Here is an 18604-nt window from a genome sequence, read left to right as displayed (position 1 = left end):
GTACAATGGCATGGCCGTGACGAGAGAGCTGGCCGCTCGGCCGGGGAGGAGGGGACGATGGCGCGACGCCTGCCGTCCACCCCGCCCGTCATCGCGGGCTTCAGCCCCGTGCACGTCCTCGGTTCCGGCGGCTTCGCGGACGTCTTCCTCTACGAGCAGGACATGCCGCGCCGGCAGGTCGCCGTGAAGGTCCTGCTCGACGAGGTCGTGGACGACCGCGTCCGGCAGATGTTCCAGGCCGAGGCGAACCTGATGGCGCGACTCAGCACGCACCCGTCGATCCTCACGGTGTTCCAGGCGAGCGTGGCCTCCGACGGCCGGCCGTACCTGGTGATGGAGCTCTGCTCGTCATCCCTCAGCGAGCGGTACCGCCGCGAGCCGATCCCCGTGTCCGAGGTCCTCGCGATCGGCATCCGCATCGGATCCGCGCTCGAGACCGCGCACCGTGAAGGCGTGCTGCACCGCGACATCAAGCCGTCGAACATCCTGCTCACGGCGTACGGCAACCCGGTGCTGTCCGACTTCGGCATCGCGGCGACCATCGGCGAGGCCGACCCCGACGAGCCGATCGGCATGTCGATCCCGTGGTCCGCGCCCGAGGTGCTCATCGACGAGTCCCGCGGCACGATCCAGTCCGAGGTCTACTCGCTGGCGGCGACGGTCTTCTCCCTGCTCGCGGGCCGGAGCCCCTTCGAGGTCCGCGGCGGCAAGAACGGCGCGGCCGACCTCATGGGGCGCATCGACAAGGGCGGTGTGAAGCCCACCGGGCGGACCGACGTCCCGCCGTCGCTCGAGCGGCTGCTCGCATCCGCGATGTCGCGCAAGGTCGCCGGTCGGCCGTCCACCGTCATGGAGCTCGTCCGTGGGTTCCAGCAGGTCGAGGCCGAGCTCGGCATCCCGCAGACCTCGGCGGACGTCGCGGTCGAGGCGTGGGCCGTCGCGACGCCGACCCCGCACGGTGACCGGACGATGATCCGCGAGCTCCAGCCGCCGACCCGCGTGGGTGCACGTCGTCGCACGCGCAAGGCGCTCCAGGGCGGATCGGCGGGGGCCGCGGCGCAGAGCGTCGGCACGGTCCACCGCACCGGCTCCGTCACGCGCGCCCGCCGCCGCACGCGGTCGACGTTGGTCTGGGCGACCTCGATCGCGGTCGTGGTGGTGGCCGCACTCGCCGTCGCCACCGTGCTCGTCATCGGTCGCCTGGGCTCCGGCGCGATCCCGGTGGTCGCCGACGTGCGCGCCGAGCCGTCCCCGTCGTCCGTGACCTTCACCTGGGCCGACCCGGGCCTGCGCACGGGGGACACCTACGTCATCTCGTCGAACGGTGCGGCGAGCCAGCAGACCGGCACCAGCTTCGTCGTCTCGGGTCAGAAGGGCGACGAGGAGTGCATCGCCGTCGCGGTCAACCGTGACGGCAAGACCGGGGTCGCGAGCGCCCAGAAGTGCGCCACGATCGGGAGCGCCGGGTGATCCGGGCGTTCCTCGCCAAGCACCGATCCGCAGCGGTGACGGTCGGCGCCTCGGTCGTCGTCGGCGCGGTCGTCGCCACCGCGGCCATCGCGTCGACCGGGTACCACACGCAGCGGGTCGACCTCGGTGACGGCACCGTGTGGGTGCCGTCCGCCGAGTACGGTGCGGTCGGCCGGGCGAACACCGGGGTCCTGCAGCTCAACACCGCCGTCGAGACCGCGAGCGACGACCTGTCCGTCCTGCAGCGCGGCTCCACGGTGTACAGCGTCGACGAGACGAAGGGCACCGTCGCGAAGGTCGACGTGGCCGACGCCACGGTGGCCGACCCGGTCACGCTGCCGGCCGGGACCCCGCAGGTCTTCTTCGCGGGTTCCACGGCGGTCATCGGCAACGGGGACACCGGCGAGCTCTGGGCGACCCCGGCGAAGGACCTCGGCGAGTTCGACGCGTCGACGAAGGCCGACCTGACGCTCGGCGCCGACGCCGTCTTCGACGCCTCGGACGACCACGTCGCCGTCTACTCGCCGAAGACCGGCACCGCCGCACTCGTCGACGTCGGCACCACGCCGACGGTCGCGAAGCGGTGGACGGTGAAGATGGACCGCGCCGACGACCTCCAGGTCGCGTCCTTCGGGGACCACCTGGCCGTGCTCGACCGCAGCTCGGGCCGGATGTCGGTGGACGGTCGCACGGTCGACCTCGGTGACCGCGTCGGCAGTGCACCCGCCCTGCAACACTCGACGGACAGCTCGTCCGAGGTCGTCGTCGCCGGCACCGCCGGGCTCGTCCGTGTCTCGGCATCCGGCGACGTCAGCAACACTGCGATGCAGGTCTCCGGTCGTGCGGCACGACCGATGGTCGTCGGCTCCTGCACGTACGCGGCGTGGGCCGGCGGGCAGGCGATCGACACCTGCAAGGGGTCCGGCCTGCAGCGACTCGCGAGCACCGCGGGCACCGGCGACCTGCAGATCCTGCACAACGGCGAGACGGTCGTCGCGAACGACCCGCAGAGCGGGCGCTCCTGGGCGATCGACCGGAGCGGACAGCTCATCGACAACTGGGCCGACCTCATCAAGAAGGACGAGGACCAGCAGCAGGAGCAGGTGTCCGACGACGACCCCGAGGTCGAGAAGGACCAGAAGCCGCCGGTGGCGGTCGACGACGACCTGGGCGCTCGTCCGGGACGCACCACGAGCCTCCCGGTCCTGCTGAACGACTACGACCCGAACGGCGACCCGATCGTCGTGAGCGAGGTCGGGAAGATCGACGACGCCGTCGGCGACGTCGCGATCGTCGGCGACGGCCAGCGCCTGCAGATCACGCTGTCCGGCCGCGCCACCGGGACCGTCTCCTTCCCGTACACGATCACGGACGGCAACGGCGGGTCCGACACCGCCACCGTCCGGGTGACCGTCCGCCCCGACTCCGAGAACGATCCGCCCCGACAGGTCCGCGACACCTCGGCCGACGTCGTGCAGAACGGGCACGTCGTCTCGAACGTGCTCGGCGACTGGGTCGACCCCGACGGCGACCCGGTGTACCTCAAGTCGGCGACCGCGGCCGACGGGGACCGTGTGTCGACGACACCCGACGGGCTCCTCGACTACCGGAACGCGAGCGCGCGGACCGGTGACCGCGCCGTGCAGCTCGTCGTGAGCGACGGGCGTGCGGACGGTCGGGGCTCGGTCACGGTCCACGTGGCGAAGCAGGGCAGCGTGCCGCTCTACGCCGACCCGTTCCCCGTGCAGGGGTACGCGGGCAAGGCGTTCACGGTGGACCCGCTCGACCACGTCCGCGGCGGGAACGGCACCGTCACGCTCACGAGCGTGTCGTCGTCGACCGGCCTCACCGTCACCCCGAGCTACGACTCCGGCACGTTCCGCGTGCAGGGCGCCGGCGCGGGGGACCACCAGCTCGAGTACACCGTGACCGACGGCACGAAGACGACGAGCGGCATCGTGCGGGTCACGATCCTCGCCCCGCCGGACGCCTCGACCGCGCCGATCACGACGCCGAAGACCGTGTTCGTCAACACCCTGTCGACGAAGGACACCGACGTCACCGCCACCGACATCGACCCGGCCGGCGGCGTGCTGCTCGTGACCGCGCTCGACGGTCCGGGCCGTGGTTCCGGGGTCGAGGCGAGCATCCTCGACCAGCACACCGTCCGGGTCACGCTCACCGCGCCGCTCGACGGTCCGGTCTCCTTCGGCTACACCGAGACGAACGGACTCGCCTCGGCGACCGGCACGATCACGGTCGTCGAGATCCCCAAGCCGGACCGGATCCAGCCGCCCGTGGCGCAGCCGGACACCGCGACCGTGCGGGTCGGTGACGTTGCGAACATCGACGTGCTCGACAACGACACCCAGCCCGAGGGGGAGCCGCTCACGCTGCAGCCCGACCTCGTGCAGAACGTCCCCGGCGACGGTGGCCTGCTGTTCGTCTCGGGCGACCACCTGCGGTACCTCGCCCCGAAGACCCCGGGCAACTACACCGCCGTGTACCGGGTCGCCGGGCCCGACGGCCAGTACGCCGACGCGACCGTCTCGATCTCGGTGCGCGAGCAGGACGCCGCGACGAACAACCCGCCCGTCCCGCAGACGGTGACCGCGCGGGTCGTCGCCGGGCAGTCCGTCCGGGTGTCCATCCCGTTGAACGGGATCGACCCCGACGGTGACTCGGTGCAGCTCGTGGGTGTCGCCTCGAACCCCGACAAGGGCTCCGTCGCCGACGTGTCGTCCGACTCGCTGACGTACGAGGCCGGCGACTACTCCGCCGGCACCGACGAGTTCACGTACACGGTCGTCGACGCGCTCGGCGCCCGTGCGACCGGCACCGTGCGTGTCGGCATCGCGCCCCGCGCGGAACAGGCGTCGAACCCCGTCGCCGAAGCCGACCACGTGACCATCCGGCCCGGCGGCTCGGTGACCGTGCGGGTCCTGCAGAACGACTCCGACCCCGAGGGCGGGCAGCTCACCGTCACGAAGGCCGAGCCCACCGCCGAGTCGGTCTCCGCCAAGATCCTGCAGAAGCAGCAGATCCGGGTCACACCGCCGAAGACCGCGAAGAACGGCGACTACGCGGTGCTGTACACGGTGACGAACGAGAACGGCGGGGCGAGCACGGCCTTCCTCACCGTCACGGTCGACCCCGACGCCCAGCCGCTGCGGCCCGAGGTCGACGACACCACGCTCGACCTGCAGGACATCCTGCACCGGCAGAGCGTCACGGTCGACGTCCTCGAGAACGTCTTCTTCGCCGAGGGGACCACGGCCGACCTGAAGGTCGGTGTCGTCGACGGCTACGGCGACAACGCCCGCACCACCGACGACGGGCGCATCGTCGTCCGGCTGTCCGACGACTCGCAGGTGATCCCGTTCTCGGTCGCCCGCGTCGACCACCCGGACATCGTCTCCTACGGGTTCATCCACGTGCCCGGCTTCGACGACGCCCTGCCGCAGGTCAACCGGACCGCCGGTGCCATCACGGTGAAGAGTGAGGCGACGGTCCGGATCCCGCTGTCGAAGTACGTGGTCACCGCGAACGGGCAGACCGCGAAGATCACCGACCGCGGCACGGTGAAGGCGACGCACGCGAACGGGCAGAGCCTCGTCGTCGACTCCTCGACGCTGCAGTTCACCTCGTCGAAGCTCTACTACGGCAACGCCTCCATCTCGTTCGAGGTCACCGACGGCTCGAACGCCAACGGCGGCAAGGGACGCGTCGCGACGCTCGTGCTGCCGGTCAAGGTCACGCCCCGGTCCAACCAGCCGCCGGCGTTCACCGGCTCCGCCGTCGACATGCAGCCGGGGGAGTCGCGCACGATCGACCTCAGCAAGCTGACCGACTACCCGTACCCGCAGGACCTCCCCGAGCTCAAGTACTCCGTCGTCAGCAAGCCGAGCGACGGCACCACCGCCACGATCAGCGGGCAGAACCTGACGATCAAGGTCGCCGACACCGCGAAGAAGAACACGACCGCCTCGATCGGCATCGGGGTCGCCGACGACGCCAACGCCGGCCGGTCCGGGGTCGTGAGCGTCGACGTCGTCGCCTCGACGCGGCCGCTCGTGCAGCCGGGGGCGGACAAGTCGGTCACGAAGCGTGGCCAGACGACCACGATCGACGTCCTCGCCAACGACCAGCCCACGAACCCGTTCCCTGGCCAGCGGTTGCGCGTCGTGAACATCCGCGGCCTCGGCGGTGGGCTTCCCGGCGGCGTGACCGTCACGCCGAGCGCCGACAAGTCGCGGCTGCAGGTCAGTGTCTCCGACAGTGCGAAGCCCGTCGACACGCACCTGCAGTACCAGGTCGCCGACGCCACCGACGATCCGGACCGGTACGTGTGGGGCGACGTGACGATCTCGGTGCAGGACGTTCCGGACGCTCCGGGGGCCCCCACCCGCACCGGCTCGTACGAAGGCGGGCAGGCGACACTGACGTGGTCGACGCCGCAGGCGAACAACTCACCCATCACCGGCTACCGACTGCAGGGTACGAACGGGGTGTCGAAGGACTGCGGTACGGCGACGGTCTGCACGATCAAGGGGCTCGACCCGAAGGGCTCGTACCAGTTCTCCGTCGTGGCCACGAACTCCGTCGGTGACTCGGCCGCCTCCGCGAACTCCGCGCCGATCAGCGCCGACTTCGTCCCCGCGCCGCCCACCGGCATCAGCGTCACCCCGAGCAAGAGCACGCCGAACCAGCTCGACGTGACCTGGAACGCGGTCGCGGCGCCGAACAACGGCAGCGCCGTGGACAACTACGTCGTCTCGATCGAGGGGCCGGACCTGTCGACGACCCGCAGCACGGGCACGGCCACGAACACGTCCTTCACGGGGGCGCAGAGCGGGCAGCCGTACACCGTGAAGATCTCGGCGCGGAACGGCGCTGACCGTAACGGCACCGTCGTGCAGTGGAACTCCGCTTCGGCCACCGGCTCGGCCGTCGGCAGTCCAGGAACGCCGAGTCTGCGTGCCACGGGCGATCGCAGCGGGTCCAGTACTGCCGTGTCGTTGAACGCCAGCGAGTCCGACTGGGCCGGCGGTTCGCAGGGTTGGAAGATCGCGAAGTTCGCCGCGAACACCCCGATCCCCTCGGGTTGCTCCACGGATGGCGCTGAGCGCGTCTGGAACGGCAACAGCGCCAACGACACCATCACGAGTCCGTACCGCTACGTGGCGTACGCCGACAACGGACTGTTCTGTTCGGCATCGCAGCCTGCGAGCGTCGAGGGCTTCCAGACGCCTGACGCCCCAACGGGCAGTGTGAGCGTCGACGCAGATGGTCGGAATCCGCAGAACTACGTGATCACCGCGACGGCTACCCAGTCGACGCGCTACCTGTACTACTCGGTGAACGGCGGCACCCCGGTGCGCTTCAACGGTTCAGCGTCGCTCGGCGCGGGCGCCGGGAACGGCATCGAGACGAGTGTCGTCTTCACCGCGTGTGCGACGGACGGCGACTACTGCGCGTCGAGCGTAGCGTCCAAGGGCACCGCGTACACGACCCATGCGACAGTCGTCAGTGCGGTCGAGGGCCAGACGCCCGTCGTCAACCCTCCGGACAACAACGGCAACGCCAGCGAGGACTACACGCCGTCGTTCAAGGTGGAGTACTGCACCGGTCAGTTGCTCGGTGGGTACAGCTGCAACGAGAACAAGCCCGACGACGCCGGCAAGTACTCACTCGCCGACAGCGTTCCTGCTGGGTTCGACGCGATCCGGGTCACGGCGACCGTCCACGGCACGACCGATCCGCGCCCCGATACCTTCGAGATAACCCGCGCTGCAGGCAACTGACCATCCCCGAGAACGAGGAACGACACCGCATGAGCATGACCCCGGAGCAGGCCACCTGGTTCGCCGACGTCGCAGGCCGCATCGTGACCAACGTCGAGCAGGTGCTCCTCGGGAAGACGTTCGTGATCCGCCTCGCGGTCACGGCGATGCTCAGCGAGGGGCACCTCCTGCTCGAGGACGTCCCCGGCACGGGCAAGACGAGCCTGGCGCGGGCGATGGCCCAGAGCGTGCAGGGGTCGACGAACCGCATCCAGTTCACGCCGGACCTGCTGCCGGGCGACATCACGGGCATCAGCGTCTACGACCAGAAGACCCAGGAGTTCGACTTCCACCGGGGCCCGATCTTCTCGAACATCGTGCTGGCTGACGAGATCAACCGTGCGAGCCCGAAGACCCAGTCGGCCCTGCTCGAGGCGATGGAGGAGTCCGCCGTCACGGTCGACGGCGTGAACCACCGACTCGCGGCGCCGTTCATGGTGATCGCGACCCAGAACCCCGTCGAGCAGGCCGGCACGTACCGCCTGCCGGAGGCCCAGCTCGACCGCTTCCTCATGAAGGCGTCGATCGGGTACCCGGACCACGCCGCGACGGTGAAGATCCTCGAGACGTCGTCGGCGCCGTCGAGTTCGGTGCCGCTCGCGAGTGTCGTGCCCGCGGCGACGATCACCGAGATGGCGACGCTGGCGCGCTCGGTCCACGTCGACCCGGTCATCGCCGACTACGTGGCCCGACTGGTCGACGCCACCCGCTCGGCGAGCGAGGTCCGGCTCGGCGTCAGCGTCCGCGGTGCGATGGGTCTGATGCGCGCATCCCGCGTCTTCGCGGCGTTGGCCGGGCGCCACTACGTGACGCCGGACGACGTGAAGGCACTCGCGGTGCCGATCCTCGCGCACCGCCTGGTCCTCGACGCCGAGGCCGAGTTCGACGGCGTCAGCGCCACGAGCGTCATCGCACAGCTGCTGGTCGAGACCCCGCCGCCGGCGGACCGGGCCGGGTCGTGACCGACCGCCGGCCCGTCTCGACGCGCTCGCGCCGTCCGTCCTCGACGCGGTCGCGTCGAGGCTCGACGGCCTACGAGCGCACCGGGACGGTCGCCGGCCTCACGAACGTCCGGACGCGCCTGGTGGGCGACCGGGAGGGCGTGGCAGCGGACGCGGTCGTCGGTCTCGCCAGGGCCTGGTCGACGGCCTGGAGGCTCGTCAAGCGTGGGTGGGCAGAGGTCTCGTCCGTGGTCACCGGCCTCGGGTGGACGGTCGCCGCGCTCACGCTGGTCGCGTTCGTGCTCGGCTACCGGTTCGGCCTGCGCGAGGTCGTCGTCGTGGGCTTCGCGGGGGCGCTCCTCGTCGTCGTCGCTGCGGTCGCGCTCATCGGCCGTTCGCGGCTCGTGATCCGGATGCGCCTGCCGCAGCACCGGGTGGCGGTGGGCGATGCCGCCGGCGTGGTGGTCACGGCGGAGAACCCGGTGCGGTTCCCCTCGGTCCCGACGACGGTCGAGGTGCCGGTCGGGTCCGGGCTGGTGGACGTGGCGATCCCGTCGATCGGCCCGCGCGGCACGTTCGAGCGCGAGGTCCCGGTGCCGACGGTCCGGCGCGGCGTGCTCGACGTCGGTCCGGTGACCGGTGTGCGAGCGGACCCGGTCGGCCTGGTCCGGCGCGAGATCGTCTGGACGGCCCGGGAGCAGGTCATCGTGCACCCGCGGACGATCGCGATCCCGTCGACGAGCACCGGCCTGGTGCGGGACCTCGAGGGGCAGGCGACGACCGACCTGTCGCCGTCCGACATCGCCTTCCACGCCATCCGGGAGTACATGCCCGGTGACGATCCCCGCACGATCCACTGGAAGTCCACGGCGAAGTCCGGTGCGCTGATGGTGCGGCAGTTCGAGGACACCCGGCGGTCGCACCTCGTGGTCGCCCTCGGCCTCTCGCGTGCGGAGTTCGCCGACGACGAGGAGTTCGAGCTCGCGGTGAGCGCGGCAGCGTCGCTCGGCGCACGCGCGATCCGCGACGGCCGCGAGGTCACCGTGGTGGTGTCGGAGCGGACGCCGGAGTTCGCCAAGCGCCCCGTGTACGCCGTGCACCCGTTGCCCACCGTGACGCCCACCCGCCTGCTCGACGACTTCGCGTCCGTCGGACTCGCCGACGCCTGCCTGCCGATCGCCGAGGTCGCGCGCATCGTCGGCACCGACACCGCGGGCATCTCCGTGGCCTTCTTGGTGGTCGGCTCGACGGTCGAGCTGCCGGCGCTGCGACTGGCCGCGACGCGGTTCCCGGTCGGAGTCGAGGTCGTCGCCGTGATCTGCGAGCCCGAGGCCCAGCCCCGGTTCCTGCGTGTGGCGGGCCTGACGGTGATGACGATCGGCTACCTCGACGACCTCCGCCACGCGCTGCACCGATCGGCGTCGGCCGCATGAGCGTCGCAGCGGGCCCGGACACCCGGGCACGGAAGACGGTCCGGCGCGATGCCCGCCGTGTCGCTCGCCGCCTCTCGCCCTTCCGGCTCGTGGGTGGCACGCTCGCGGTGTGGCTCGTCCTCGCCGTCGCGAGCGTCGCCTGGTGGCCCGTCTACCGCGACGACGCGATGATCGTCGCCGCCGTCACCGCGGTGGTGTTCGGCACGCTCGTCGCGCTCCTGGGCACGGTGTTCCGGCTGCCCACCGCGGTCGTCGCCGTCGCCACGGTCGCAGCGTTCGCGCTCACCGGCGTGCCGGCAGCGGTGCCGGGCGAGGCGAACGGGATCCTGCCGACCGGCCAGGGACTCGTCGACCTGTTCGCCGGCGTCGCCCTCGGCTGGAAGCAGCTGGTGACCATCAGCCTGCCGGTCGGCTCCTACGAGTCGTTGCTCGTGCCGTACTTCACGACGTTGCTCGTCGCCACGGTGACCGGCGTGAGCGTGGCGACCCGCGCCTCCAGGCAGGAACTCGCCAGCATCCCGGCGCTGGTGGTCTTCGCAGCCGGTGTGGTCGTCGGACCCGGTCGGCTCGACACGTCGATCGTGACGGCCGTCGCGCTCACCGGGATCGCGCTGGTGTGGGCGCTGACGGTGCGGCACGCACGGCGTGCCGTGGCCGTCGCGACGACCATCGGGTCCCGCGTGCCGGTGGCGCGTTCGGTGATCCGGCCGGCGCTCGTCGGGACGGGGACCATCGTCGCCGCGGCGGTCGTCGCGACCGGACTGGGGCTCGTCGCACCGCCGTCCGTCGGCCGGACCGTCGCCCGGACCGACGTGGTGAAGCCGTTCGACCCGCGGGACTACGTCAGTCCGCTCAGCGGCTTCCGCGCCTACGAGGAGGACACCGCGTCGAACACGCCGCAGCTCACGGTCACGGGGCTGCCGGAGAACGGGTTCGTCCGGATCGCGACGCTCGACACCTACGACGGGGTCGTCTACCGCGTCGGCGGGCCGGACGGATCGACGTCGTCCGGGACCTTCGAGCGCGTCCCGACCTCGGTCGACGTCCGGGGCGTCGAGGGAACGACCGTGCGTGTCGGCGTCCGGGTCGACGGGTACAGCGGGGTGTGGCTGCCGACGGTGGGCGACCTCGAACGGGTCGAGTTCACCGGGTCCGGGGCCGAGAAGGAGCGCGGCGCGTTCTTCTACAACGGCTCCACCGCGACCGGAGCGGTCGTCGGTGGCGTCGGTGACGGCACCCGGTACGACCTGACCGCCGTCGTGCCGGACCAACCGACGGACGAGCAGCTCGCGTCCGCACGCCCGGGGAGCGCCTCGGTGCCGACGCCGCGGTCGGTCCCCGACACGGTGCGGGACACCGTGGACGCCTACGCCGGCGATGCCGACACCGACGGCGCCAAGCTCGTGGCGATGGTGCAGGCGCTCAAGCGCAACGGGTACGTCAGCCACGGCGTCGGCGACGACCGAGCGAGTCGTTCCGGGCACGGTGCCGATCGCATCCAGGAGCTCCTGACGTCGCCGCTGATGATCGGCGACCAGGAGCAGTACGCCGCCGCGGCGGCGCTGATGGCGGACCAGCTCGGCTTCCCGGCGCGCGTGGTCATGGGGTTCACCGCCGGCGGCGACGCGGGCGGCGGAGCGGGCCGGAGCGCGACCTCGGGCGGGACGACGACGTTCCGCGGCTCCGACGTCACCGCGCGGGTCGAGGTCGACACGGCGCAGTGGGGGTGGGTCATGATCGACCCGAACCCCGCTGTCCGTGACATCCCGGACGAGCAGCAGCAGACGCCGCAGCCGGTCACGCGCCCGGAGACGGTCGTGCCGCCGCCCCCGGCCGAGCAGCAGGACCAGACGCAGCAGGCGCCGCCGCAGAGCGACCGCAACACGCCTCCGGTGCAGCCGCTCTGGTTGCAGATCCTGCTCGCCGTGCTGCCGTGGGCCCTCGGGGTGCTGGGGCTCGCCGCGCTCGTGCTGCTGCCGTTCGGCGTCATCGTGCTGCTCAAGCGGATCCGTCGTCGTCGCCGGCGCCGAGCCCCGACGCCACGTGCCCGGATCGTCGGAGCGTGGGACGAGTACCGCGACGCCCTGGTCGACCGGGGTCACGACGTCGCGCGGGCAGCGACCCGCCGCGAGGCCGTCGTGGGAGCTCCGGGGGAGGGCGGCACCGGACTCGCGGCGTTGGCCGACCGGTCCGTCTTCGGGCCGAGCGAGGCCGACGGCACCGCTGCCGACCGGATGTGGTCGGCGACGGACGACGCGATCACGAGCCTGCGGGCCGGTCGGACCCGCAAGGAACGGATCCGCGCGGCGGTGTCCCTGCGCTCGCTCCGTGTCGTCGACGCCACCCGGTCTGCGCGGGCATCGGTCGCCTCCGCGGTGACGGTCCGGGGCCGACGCTCCACAGGTGGCCAGGGAGCCGCTGGAGGGCGCGACTACGATGGCGTGCAGGCCGGCGAGCGTCGTGGACGGCCGAGTGAGGACAGGCGGAACACGTGATCAGATGCGAACACTGCGGATCGACGCTCCCGGACGGAGCCATCTTCTGCGGTGAGTGCGGACGCGCCGTGACCGCTGCGGCGAGTCGGCGCCCGGTCGCGACGCCCCCCGTCGAGCAGGCACCGCCGCCCCCGCTCCAGCAGCCGGACCTGCACGGACGCCGTCAGGACCCGGCGGCCGAGGCCTGGCTGCCCGAATCGACCCTCGACCCCGCGACCCGTGCCTGGCTCACGGGTGCGGACCGTGGCGGCGAGCAGCAGCCCGCGGCCGTGCCGGTCGAGCGTCCCGACGACTTCACGCCCCGGACGGCACCGAGCCACGTGCACGGGAGCGGTTCCGGGCTGACCGACTGGTCCGGGCAGCAGCCGGGTGGGGTCGGCCCGTCGGAGCCCGCTCGTCCGTCGGAGCCGTCGGAGCCCTCGCAGCCCCGCGAGCCGATCGCTCCGCGTGCGCCGGAGGTGCCGTTCACCCCGCAGCCGCCCGAGCCGCCGCTCGACCCGGACGCGTACCCGTCCGACGCCGACGCGGCGGACTCGAACGCCGTCTCGGCCTCCGTTTCGCCAGAGGGGGAGGACCCCGAGGTCACCCGCATCGCCGAGCGCCCAGCCGCCCAGCGCTGGGCGCCGCCAGCAGAGCAGGCCGCTGCACCGGCGCCGTCCGGGCCCTCGTGGTGGGTCGGACGATCCACGGCTGCGAACGACTCCGCTGCGGACGCCGCGGACGCGACTCCCGACACCGCCGGTGCTCCGGACGCGGTCGTCTCCCCGCCGCAGCCCGGTGACACCGCGGTCGTCGAGCCCTTGGTCGACCGACGCCCGCCGCGCCCGGCACCGCTGGTCACTCCGGGCTCGCAGGCGACGACGTGCCACGTGTGCGGGCACCGTCTCGAGCCCGACGACATCTTCTGTGCCGAGTGCGGCGCCGTGCGGCCAGCCGTGACCGCGGCGTTCACCGGACCCATCGTGCCGCTCCCGATGGACCGACCCGACTGGGCGGCGGACGACGCCGCCGAGACTCCCGACGACGCGGTTGACGCTCCGGACGACGCGGCGGACGCGACGGACGACGAGGTCACCGACGACGACGTCGCCGAGGTGTCGGACGACGCAGCGCCGGACGTCGTGCGTGACGGCGATGCGCTGCCGGAGCCTGCGGTCGCCGACGACGGCGCCGAGGGCTCCGCCGGTGTCCTCCCCTCGTGGGTGAACGGTGGCGGCGACGGTGCACCCGCCGGCGACACCCCGCCCCGACCGCGCGGTCTGCACGCGGCCCCGGAGCCCGAGTCACCAGCCGTCGGCACACCCTTCGTCCCGCCCGTTCCCGGTTCCGCGACCGTCCCGTCCTCCGCACCATCAGCACAGGACAGCGGCGCGATCGGAGTACCGATGGCAGCGCCGCTGCCGCCGCTGCCCGGGGTGGACGACGCCGCGCGCCCGGCACCGTCGGTGATCGACGCTCCGACGAGCGCCGACGGCGACCTCGAGGACGACGTCGACGAGACCCGCATCGTCTCCGCGACCCCGACCCGTGCGCCCTTCGTGCTGCACTTCAGCACCGGGGAGCGCTTCGGCGTGCACGGCACCGGCCTCGTCGGACGACTCCCGCGCCCCCAGCCCGGGGAACGGTTCGACGACCTGCTGACCGTCCACGACCCGGGCAAGTCCGTGTCGAAGACCCACCTCGAGCTGGGGCGCGACGGCGACGACCTGTGGGTGTCCGACCGGTTCTCGGGCAACGGCACCGTCGTCCGGCACATCGACGGGTCGATCCGTCGCTGCGAGCCGGGCCGCCGCTACCGGGTCGAGCGCGGCGCGCGGGTGGACATCGGGGAGCAGTTCTTCCTCGTGCAGTGACGGTGGGGGAGTCCTCCCCAGCGGTGTGATCGTCAGCGCTCTCCACAGTTCGGTGGCTGAGCGTCGGTGGCACCGGGGTCGTGTGGTGCTCTGGAGGCATGACCCCCTTCACCGCCCGCTGCACCCTGGTGGGCGCAGCGGTGGTGCTGCTCGTGGTGGGGCTCGTCGTGCCGGTCGAGTGGCCGTCGCGCGCGGTGCTCCTCGGGGCGGCGGGGTGTTGCGCGGTGCTCGACGTCCTCGTGGTCCGTGCGACCAGGGTCCGTCGCTCCCGCGGCACCGAGTGCGTGGCGGACGTGGCGGTCCTGGTGCCGACGTCGTCCGGACCGCCGGGCGCCGAGAACGAGACCGTCGGGACGGGGACGCACCGGCGGCTCATCGTCCTCGGCACGGCGTCGAACGGGCGCGAGCTCGCCGTCGACGATCGGTCGCGGCCCCACATCGTCGTGATCGGGTCCGGCGTGCTCGCGCTGGCGGTGTTCCGGGCCGTCGCGTCGCAGGTCCGCGCCGCGGCCGGTCCGGACGACGAGGTCCGAGCCGGGTGCGGTGCCGAAGCGCGCGCGGTGGTGGCTGCGGGGGCCGATCACTGCCCGGCGATGCCCTCCGGCACGGCCGCGGTCGTCGTCGACCGCCCGGCCCACGCAGCGAACCCCGACCACGCATCCCGTGCGGCGAACGGCGACCACCCGGACCGGGCGTGCCCGCCGACCCGCACGACCGTGGTGCTCGTACCCGGCCTCAGCGTCCTGCCCCGGCACTGGGACGTCGCCGTCGAGGTCACCCGCCACGGATGCACCGTCCGACACCCGCACGAACGGCGCGGTACCCCCGTGGCACCGGCACTGCCGCAACTGCAGGACGAACCCGGATGACCCCGGCACGGGGCCATCCCACGAACCCGCCCTCAGCGCAGCCCGGACCCCGCCCGCAGCGTCCCCACCGGCACCCCGCCACCGAGCACCTGCTCGCCCGTGGCCGTCATGACGTCCGCGACCCCCGCCGCGTCCACGATGCCGTTGCGCTCGAGCAGCGTGAGGGCCGCGAGCGTCCCGGACCGCTGCGCGCCGTCGAGGGTCTTGACCGCGACCGCTGCACCACCGGGCAGCCCCATCACCATGACGCCCTCGGCACCGAGCTTCGCCAGCACCCGGAGTCGTTCGATCGTCACAGTGTTCGCCCGTCCGATGCCGTCGATGGCCCACGGGTGGTCGAGCACGGCATCGGTGAGCGCTGCCGTGTCGGACTCGGCGCGCGCGACGACACCGGCGAAGCCCCGGGCGAGTCCGGCCAGCGTCAGGGGGAACACCGGGGCCCCGCACCCGTCGGTCCCGACGACGTCGACGGTCTCGTGGGTGAACTCCTCGACGGTCTCGCGGACGCGCTGCTGCAGCGGGTGCGCCATCTCGAGGTAGGTCTCCTCGTCCCAGCCGTTCACCCGGCACGCCGCGAGCATGCCCGCGTGCTTGCCGGAGCAGTTCATGGCGAGGCGCCTCGGCTCGGTCATGGTCCGGGCGGTGGCGCGGTCGAACGGCATGTCCGGCGGGCAGCCGAGGTCCGACTCGACGTGGTCGTACGACTCGAGCATGTGCAGTGCGATGGCCTGGTGCGCGGGGGTGCCGGCGTGGCTCGCGGTGGTGAGGACGAGCTCCTCGTCGGAGAACACGGCTCCGGCACGGCGGACCGCGAGCGCCTGGAAGGGCTTCATCGTGGAGCGGGGGTAGACGCTCGCCTGCACGTCACCGACGGCGTCGATCACGGTGCCGTCCGCGGCGACGACGACCCCGGCACCGACGTGTCGGCTCTCGTCGAACCCGTTGCGGTCGAGGACCGCCAGTTCGACGGACCCCTCGGCGGTGAGAGGATGGCGGTCAGTGTGGACGTCGGAGAGCACCGTCATGCCGCAATCGTACTGATCTTCGAGGAGCCCACCGTGTCCGACCACTCCTACGAGGTCTCCGTCCACTGGACCGGCGACCGCGGCACCGGAACGAGCGGCTACCGCGACTACGGGCGCGACCACGACGTCCGCGCCGCGGGCAAGCACGGCATCGAGGGCTCCGCCGACCCGACGTTCCGCGGGGACCGCGAGCGCTGGAACCCCGAGGAGCTCGTCGTCGCGTCCCTCGCCCAGTGCCACATGCTGAGCTACCTCCACGTCGCCGTGACCGAGGGCTTCACCGTCGTCGACTACGAGGACCGCGCCACGGCCAGCCTCAACCTCAACCGCGACGGCTCCGGGGAGCTCACCGAGGCGACGCTGCACCCGGTGGTCACCATCCTCGAGGCGGACCGCGTCGCCGACGCCGAGGCCGCCCACGCCACCGCGAACAGCCTCTGCTTCATCGCACGCTCGGTGGCCTTTCCTGTGCACCACGTCCCGCACACCAAGGTCCGTGCGGCAGACTAGGTCCTCGTGAAGCGTCTGCGTCTCCTCCCGATCGCCCTCGTCCCCGCCGTCGTGCTGGGACTCGCCGCGTGCTCCGGATCCGGGTCGAGCGACTCGACCGCCACCCCGAGTGCGTCGTCGAGCGCGACCGCCGCGGCCATCACGTCCTGCCCCGACCCGGGTTCGGCGTCGAAGGCGATCACGGTGTCCGGTGCGTTCGGCGGCAGCACGGCACCGACGGTGAAGTTCACGGGCGGCCTCACGGCGAGCAAGCCCCAGGCGAGCACGGTCGTGCGCGGCAAGGGTGCGTCGCTGGACGAGGGCGACTACGCGCAGGTCTCGTACAGCGTGTACCAGGCGTCGGACGCGAAGAAGCTCGGCACGGTCGGCTTCGACCAGGGCAACCCGCAGGTCCTCTCGGTGGGCGGTTCGGGCTTCGGCGCCCTCCTGGCGTGCTCGAAGGTCGGTGACCGCATCGCTGCGGTCGGTCAGTCGTCGGCGCTCGGCTTCAACACCGGCGGCGAGATCGTCGTCGTCGCCGACGTCGTGGCGCAGACCCCGACGAAGGCCACGGGGAAGGCCCAGGAGCAGGACCCGAAGCTCCCGACCGTGCAGGACAAGGCGGACGGCGAGCCGGAGATCACCATCCCCAAGGGCGTCGCGGCACCGTCGAAGACCACGCCCGAGGTCATCAAGCAGGGCACCGGCGACACGATCGCCGACGGGGACACCGCGCTCGTGCAGTACAAGGGCGTCATCTACGACACCGGCAAGGAGTTCGACTCCTCGTGGTCGAAGGGCGTCCCGACGACCTTCACCATCTCCGAGGGCTCGCTCATCAAGGGCTTCGTGACCGGGCTGGTCGGCCAGAAGGTCGGCTCGCAGGTCCTCATCGTCGTCACGCCGGAGGACGGCTACGGCGCGAACCCGCAGGAGGGCTCGGGCATCCCGAAGAACGCCACGCTCGTCTTCGTCGTCGACATCCTCGCCAAGGGCTGACCGTGCGCCAGAAGCGGCGCATCGCGATCCTCGGCAGCACCGGCTCGATCGGCACCCAGGCGCTCGACGTCGTCGCCCGCAACCCCGACCGCTTCGAGGTCGTCGGCCTCACCGCCGGCAGCAACCGCGCCGTGGTCGCCGAGCAGGCCGAACGCTTCGGCGTCCGTGACACTGCCTTCGGCGCCGCGGACACCGAACGCCTGGTCCGCAGCGTCGAGGCCGACGTCGTCCTCAACGGCATCACCGGGTCGGTCGGCCTCGGCCCCACCCTGGCCGCGCTCGAGTCCGGCGCCACGCTGGCGCTGGCGAACAAGGAGAGCCTCATCGTGGGCGGCCCGCTCGTGCAGGCCGCCGCGGCACCCGGGCAGATCGTCCCGGTCGACAGCGAGCACTCCGCCATCGCCCAGGCGCTCCGCTCCGGCACGACGGACGAGGTCCGCCGGCTCGTGCTCACCGCGAGCGGCGGCCCGTTCCGCGGGCGATCGCGCGCGGACCTCACGGACGTCACCCCGGCCGAGGCGCTCGCGCACCCGACGTGGGACATGGGCCTCGTGGTCACGACGAACTCCGCGACGCTCGTCAACAAGGGCCTCGAGGTCATCGAGGCCCACCTGCTCTTCGACGTCCCCTACGACCGCATCGACGTGACGGTGCACGCGCAGTCGATCGTGCACTCGATGGTCGAGTTCGTCGACGGCTCGACGATCGCACAGGCGTCGCCGCCGGACATGCGGCTGCCCATCGCCCTCGGTCTCGCGTGGCCCGACCGGGTCCCGGGCGTCGGGGTGCCGCTCGACTGGACGACCGCGAGCACCTGGACGTTCGAGCCCCTCGACGACGAGGCCTTCGGTGCGGTCGCCCTCGCGAAGCGCGTCGGGCAGCTCGGGGGGACGTTCCCGGCCGTGTTCAACGCGGCGAACGAGCAGGCCGTGGCCGCGTTCCACGCGGGAGCGATCGGGTTCCTCGACATCGTCGACACGGTCGAGCGCGTGGTCGACGAGCACACGGCGGGGGAGCCCTCCCTCGAGGGCGTGCTGGCAGCGGAGCGCTGGGCGCGCACCGCGGCCGACCGCATGCTCTCCCGCTGAGGCGAGTCGCGCCTCCCGTCCGTCAGCACGGCTGCGGGAGCAGACGGACCGGGCGGTCCAGGAGGCGCGGCGCACCTCCCAGGGTGCGCTCGGCTCGGT

At 72.3% G+C, this 18604-nt stretch carries 11 protein-coding genes and 1 pseudogene; 11 read left to right on the top strand and 1 reads right to left on the bottom strand.

Annotated features, from left to right (window positions below):
• The first annotated feature begins 57 nt into the window (after window positions 1-57).
• The 8 genes and pseudogenes from BIV01_RS18080 to BIV01_RS18050 all read left to right on the top strand — a co-directional run bounded on the left by BIV01_RS18080 (window position 58) and on the right by BIV01_RS18050 (window position 14904).
• Window positions 58-1470, top strand: a complete 1413-nt coding sequence (locus BIV01_RS18080) for a serine/threonine-protein kinase (protein ID WP_071296246.1) — start codon at window positions 58-60, stop codon at window positions 1468-1470.
• Window positions 1467-7274, top strand: a complete 5808-nt coding sequence (locus BIV01_RS18075) for an Ig-like domain-containing protein (RefSeq protein ID WP_071303749.1) — start codon at window positions 1467-1469, stop codon at window positions 7272-7274. Before BIV01_RS18080 ends, BIV01_RS18075 begins: the two co-directional genes overlap by 4 nt.
• 29 nt (window positions 7275-7303) lie before the next feature.
• A complete protein-coding gene (locus tag BIV01_RS18070) occupies window positions 7304-8275 on the top strand; it encodes an AAA family ATPase (RefSeq protein WP_070416281.1) in 972 nt (323 codons plus the stop codon).
• Complete coding sequence (locus BIV01_RS18065; protein ID WP_083414137.1) at window positions 8272-9687, top strand: DUF58 domain-containing protein; 1416 nt, start codon at window positions 8272-8274, stop codon at window positions 9685-9687. Before BIV01_RS18070 ends, BIV01_RS18065 begins: the two co-directional genes overlap by 4 nt.
• The gene (locus BIV01_RS18060) at window positions 9684-12182 is read left to right on the top strand and encodes a transglutaminaseTgpA domain-containing protein (RefSeq protein ID WP_071303748.1); all 2499 of its coding nucleotides are present in this window, start codon (window positions 9684-9686) and stop codon (window positions 12180-12182) included. The genes BIV01_RS18065 and BIV01_RS18060 overlap by 4 nt, the downstream gene beginning before the upstream one ends.
• A pseudogene (locus tag BIV01_RS20455) lies at window positions 12179-12247 on the top strand (zinc-ribbon domain-containing protein); the annotation flags it as partial. The gene BIV01_RS18060 and the pseudogene BIV01_RS20455, both read left to right, overlap by 4 nt.
• A gap of 3 nt (window positions 12248-12250) precedes the next feature.
• Window positions 12251-14035 (top strand): FHA domain-containing protein, encoded by a 1785-nt coding sequence (locus BIV01_RS20395; RefSeq protein ID WP_071303747.1) that lies wholly within the window; start codon window positions 12251-12253, stop codon window positions 14033-14035.
• A 98-nt stretch (window positions 14036-14133) separates the two neighbouring features.
• On the top strand, window positions 14134-14904 hold the full coding sequence (locus BIV01_RS18050; protein WP_071303746.1) for a hypothetical protein: 771 nt from the start codon (window positions 14134-14136) through the stop codon (window positions 14902-14904).
• A 32-nt stretch (window positions 14905-14936) separates the two neighbouring features.
• On the opposite strand, the gene BIV01_RS18045 is transcribed toward BIV01_RS18050, so the two are convergent.
• A complete protein-coding gene (locus BIV01_RS18045) occupies window positions 14937-15929 on the bottom strand; it encodes an asparaginase (protein ID WP_071303745.1) in 993 nt (330 codons plus the stop codon).
• A 33-nt stretch (window positions 15930-15962) separates the two neighbouring features.
• Here BIV01_RS18045 and BIV01_RS18040 point away from each other — a divergent pair, with 33 nt between their 5' ends.
• From BIV01_RS18040 to dxr, 3 genes are read left to right on the top strand one after another with little or no spacing between them, the layout of a single operon-like run.
• On the top strand, window positions 15963-16439 hold the full coding sequence (locus BIV01_RS18040; RefSeq protein WP_071303762.1) for an OsmC family protein: 477 nt from the start codon (window positions 15963-15965) through the stop codon (window positions 16437-16439).
• 6 nt (window positions 16440-16445) lie between these two features.
• Window positions 16446-17417, top strand: coding sequence for an FKBP-type peptidyl-prolyl cis-trans isomerase (locus BIV01_RS18035; protein ID WP_071303744.1), 972 nt, complete (start codon window positions 16446-16448; stop codon window positions 17415-17417).
• Between the two features lie 2 nt (window positions 17418-17419).
• Window positions 17420-18505, top strand: a complete 1086-nt coding sequence (gene dxr, locus BIV01_RS18030) for a 1-deoxy-D-xylulose-5-phosphate reductoisomerase (protein ID WP_071303743.1) — start codon at window positions 17420-17422, stop codon at window positions 18503-18505.
• Window positions 18506-18604 lie beyond the last annotated feature (99 nt).

It is taken from the genome of Curtobacterium sp. MCBA15_013 (assembly GCF_001865095.1).
Taxonomy (GTDB): domain Bacteria; phylum Actinomycetota; class Actinomycetes; order Actinomycetales; family Microbacteriaceae; genus Curtobacterium.
The sequence above is the reverse complement of the archived record's forward strand: the minus strand, read 5'-3'. Positions and strand labels throughout refer to the sequence as shown.

Excerpts from the sequence above, each read along its gene's own strand:
- BIV01_RS18080 (WP_071296246.1), top strand. The coding sequence starts at position 58 with ATGGCGCGACGCCTGCCGTCCACCCCGCCCGTCATCGCGGGCTTCAGC.
- BIV01_RS18045 (WP_071303745.1), bottom strand. The coding sequence starts at position 15,929 with ATGACGGTGCTCTCCGACGTCCACACTGACCGCCATCCTCTCACCGCC.
- BIV01_RS18060 (WP_071303748.1), top strand. The coding sequence starts at position 9,684 with ATGAGCGTCGCAGCGGGCCCGGACACCCGGGCACGGAAGACGGTCCGG.
- BIV01_RS18070 (WP_070416281.1), top strand. The coding sequence starts at position 7,304 with ATGAGCATGACCCCGGAGCAGGCCACCTGGTTCGCCGACGTCGCAGGC.
- BIV01_RS18050 (WP_071303746.1), top strand. The coding sequence starts at position 14,134 with ATGACCCCCTTCACCGCCCGCTGCACCCTGGTGGGCGCAGCGGTGGTG.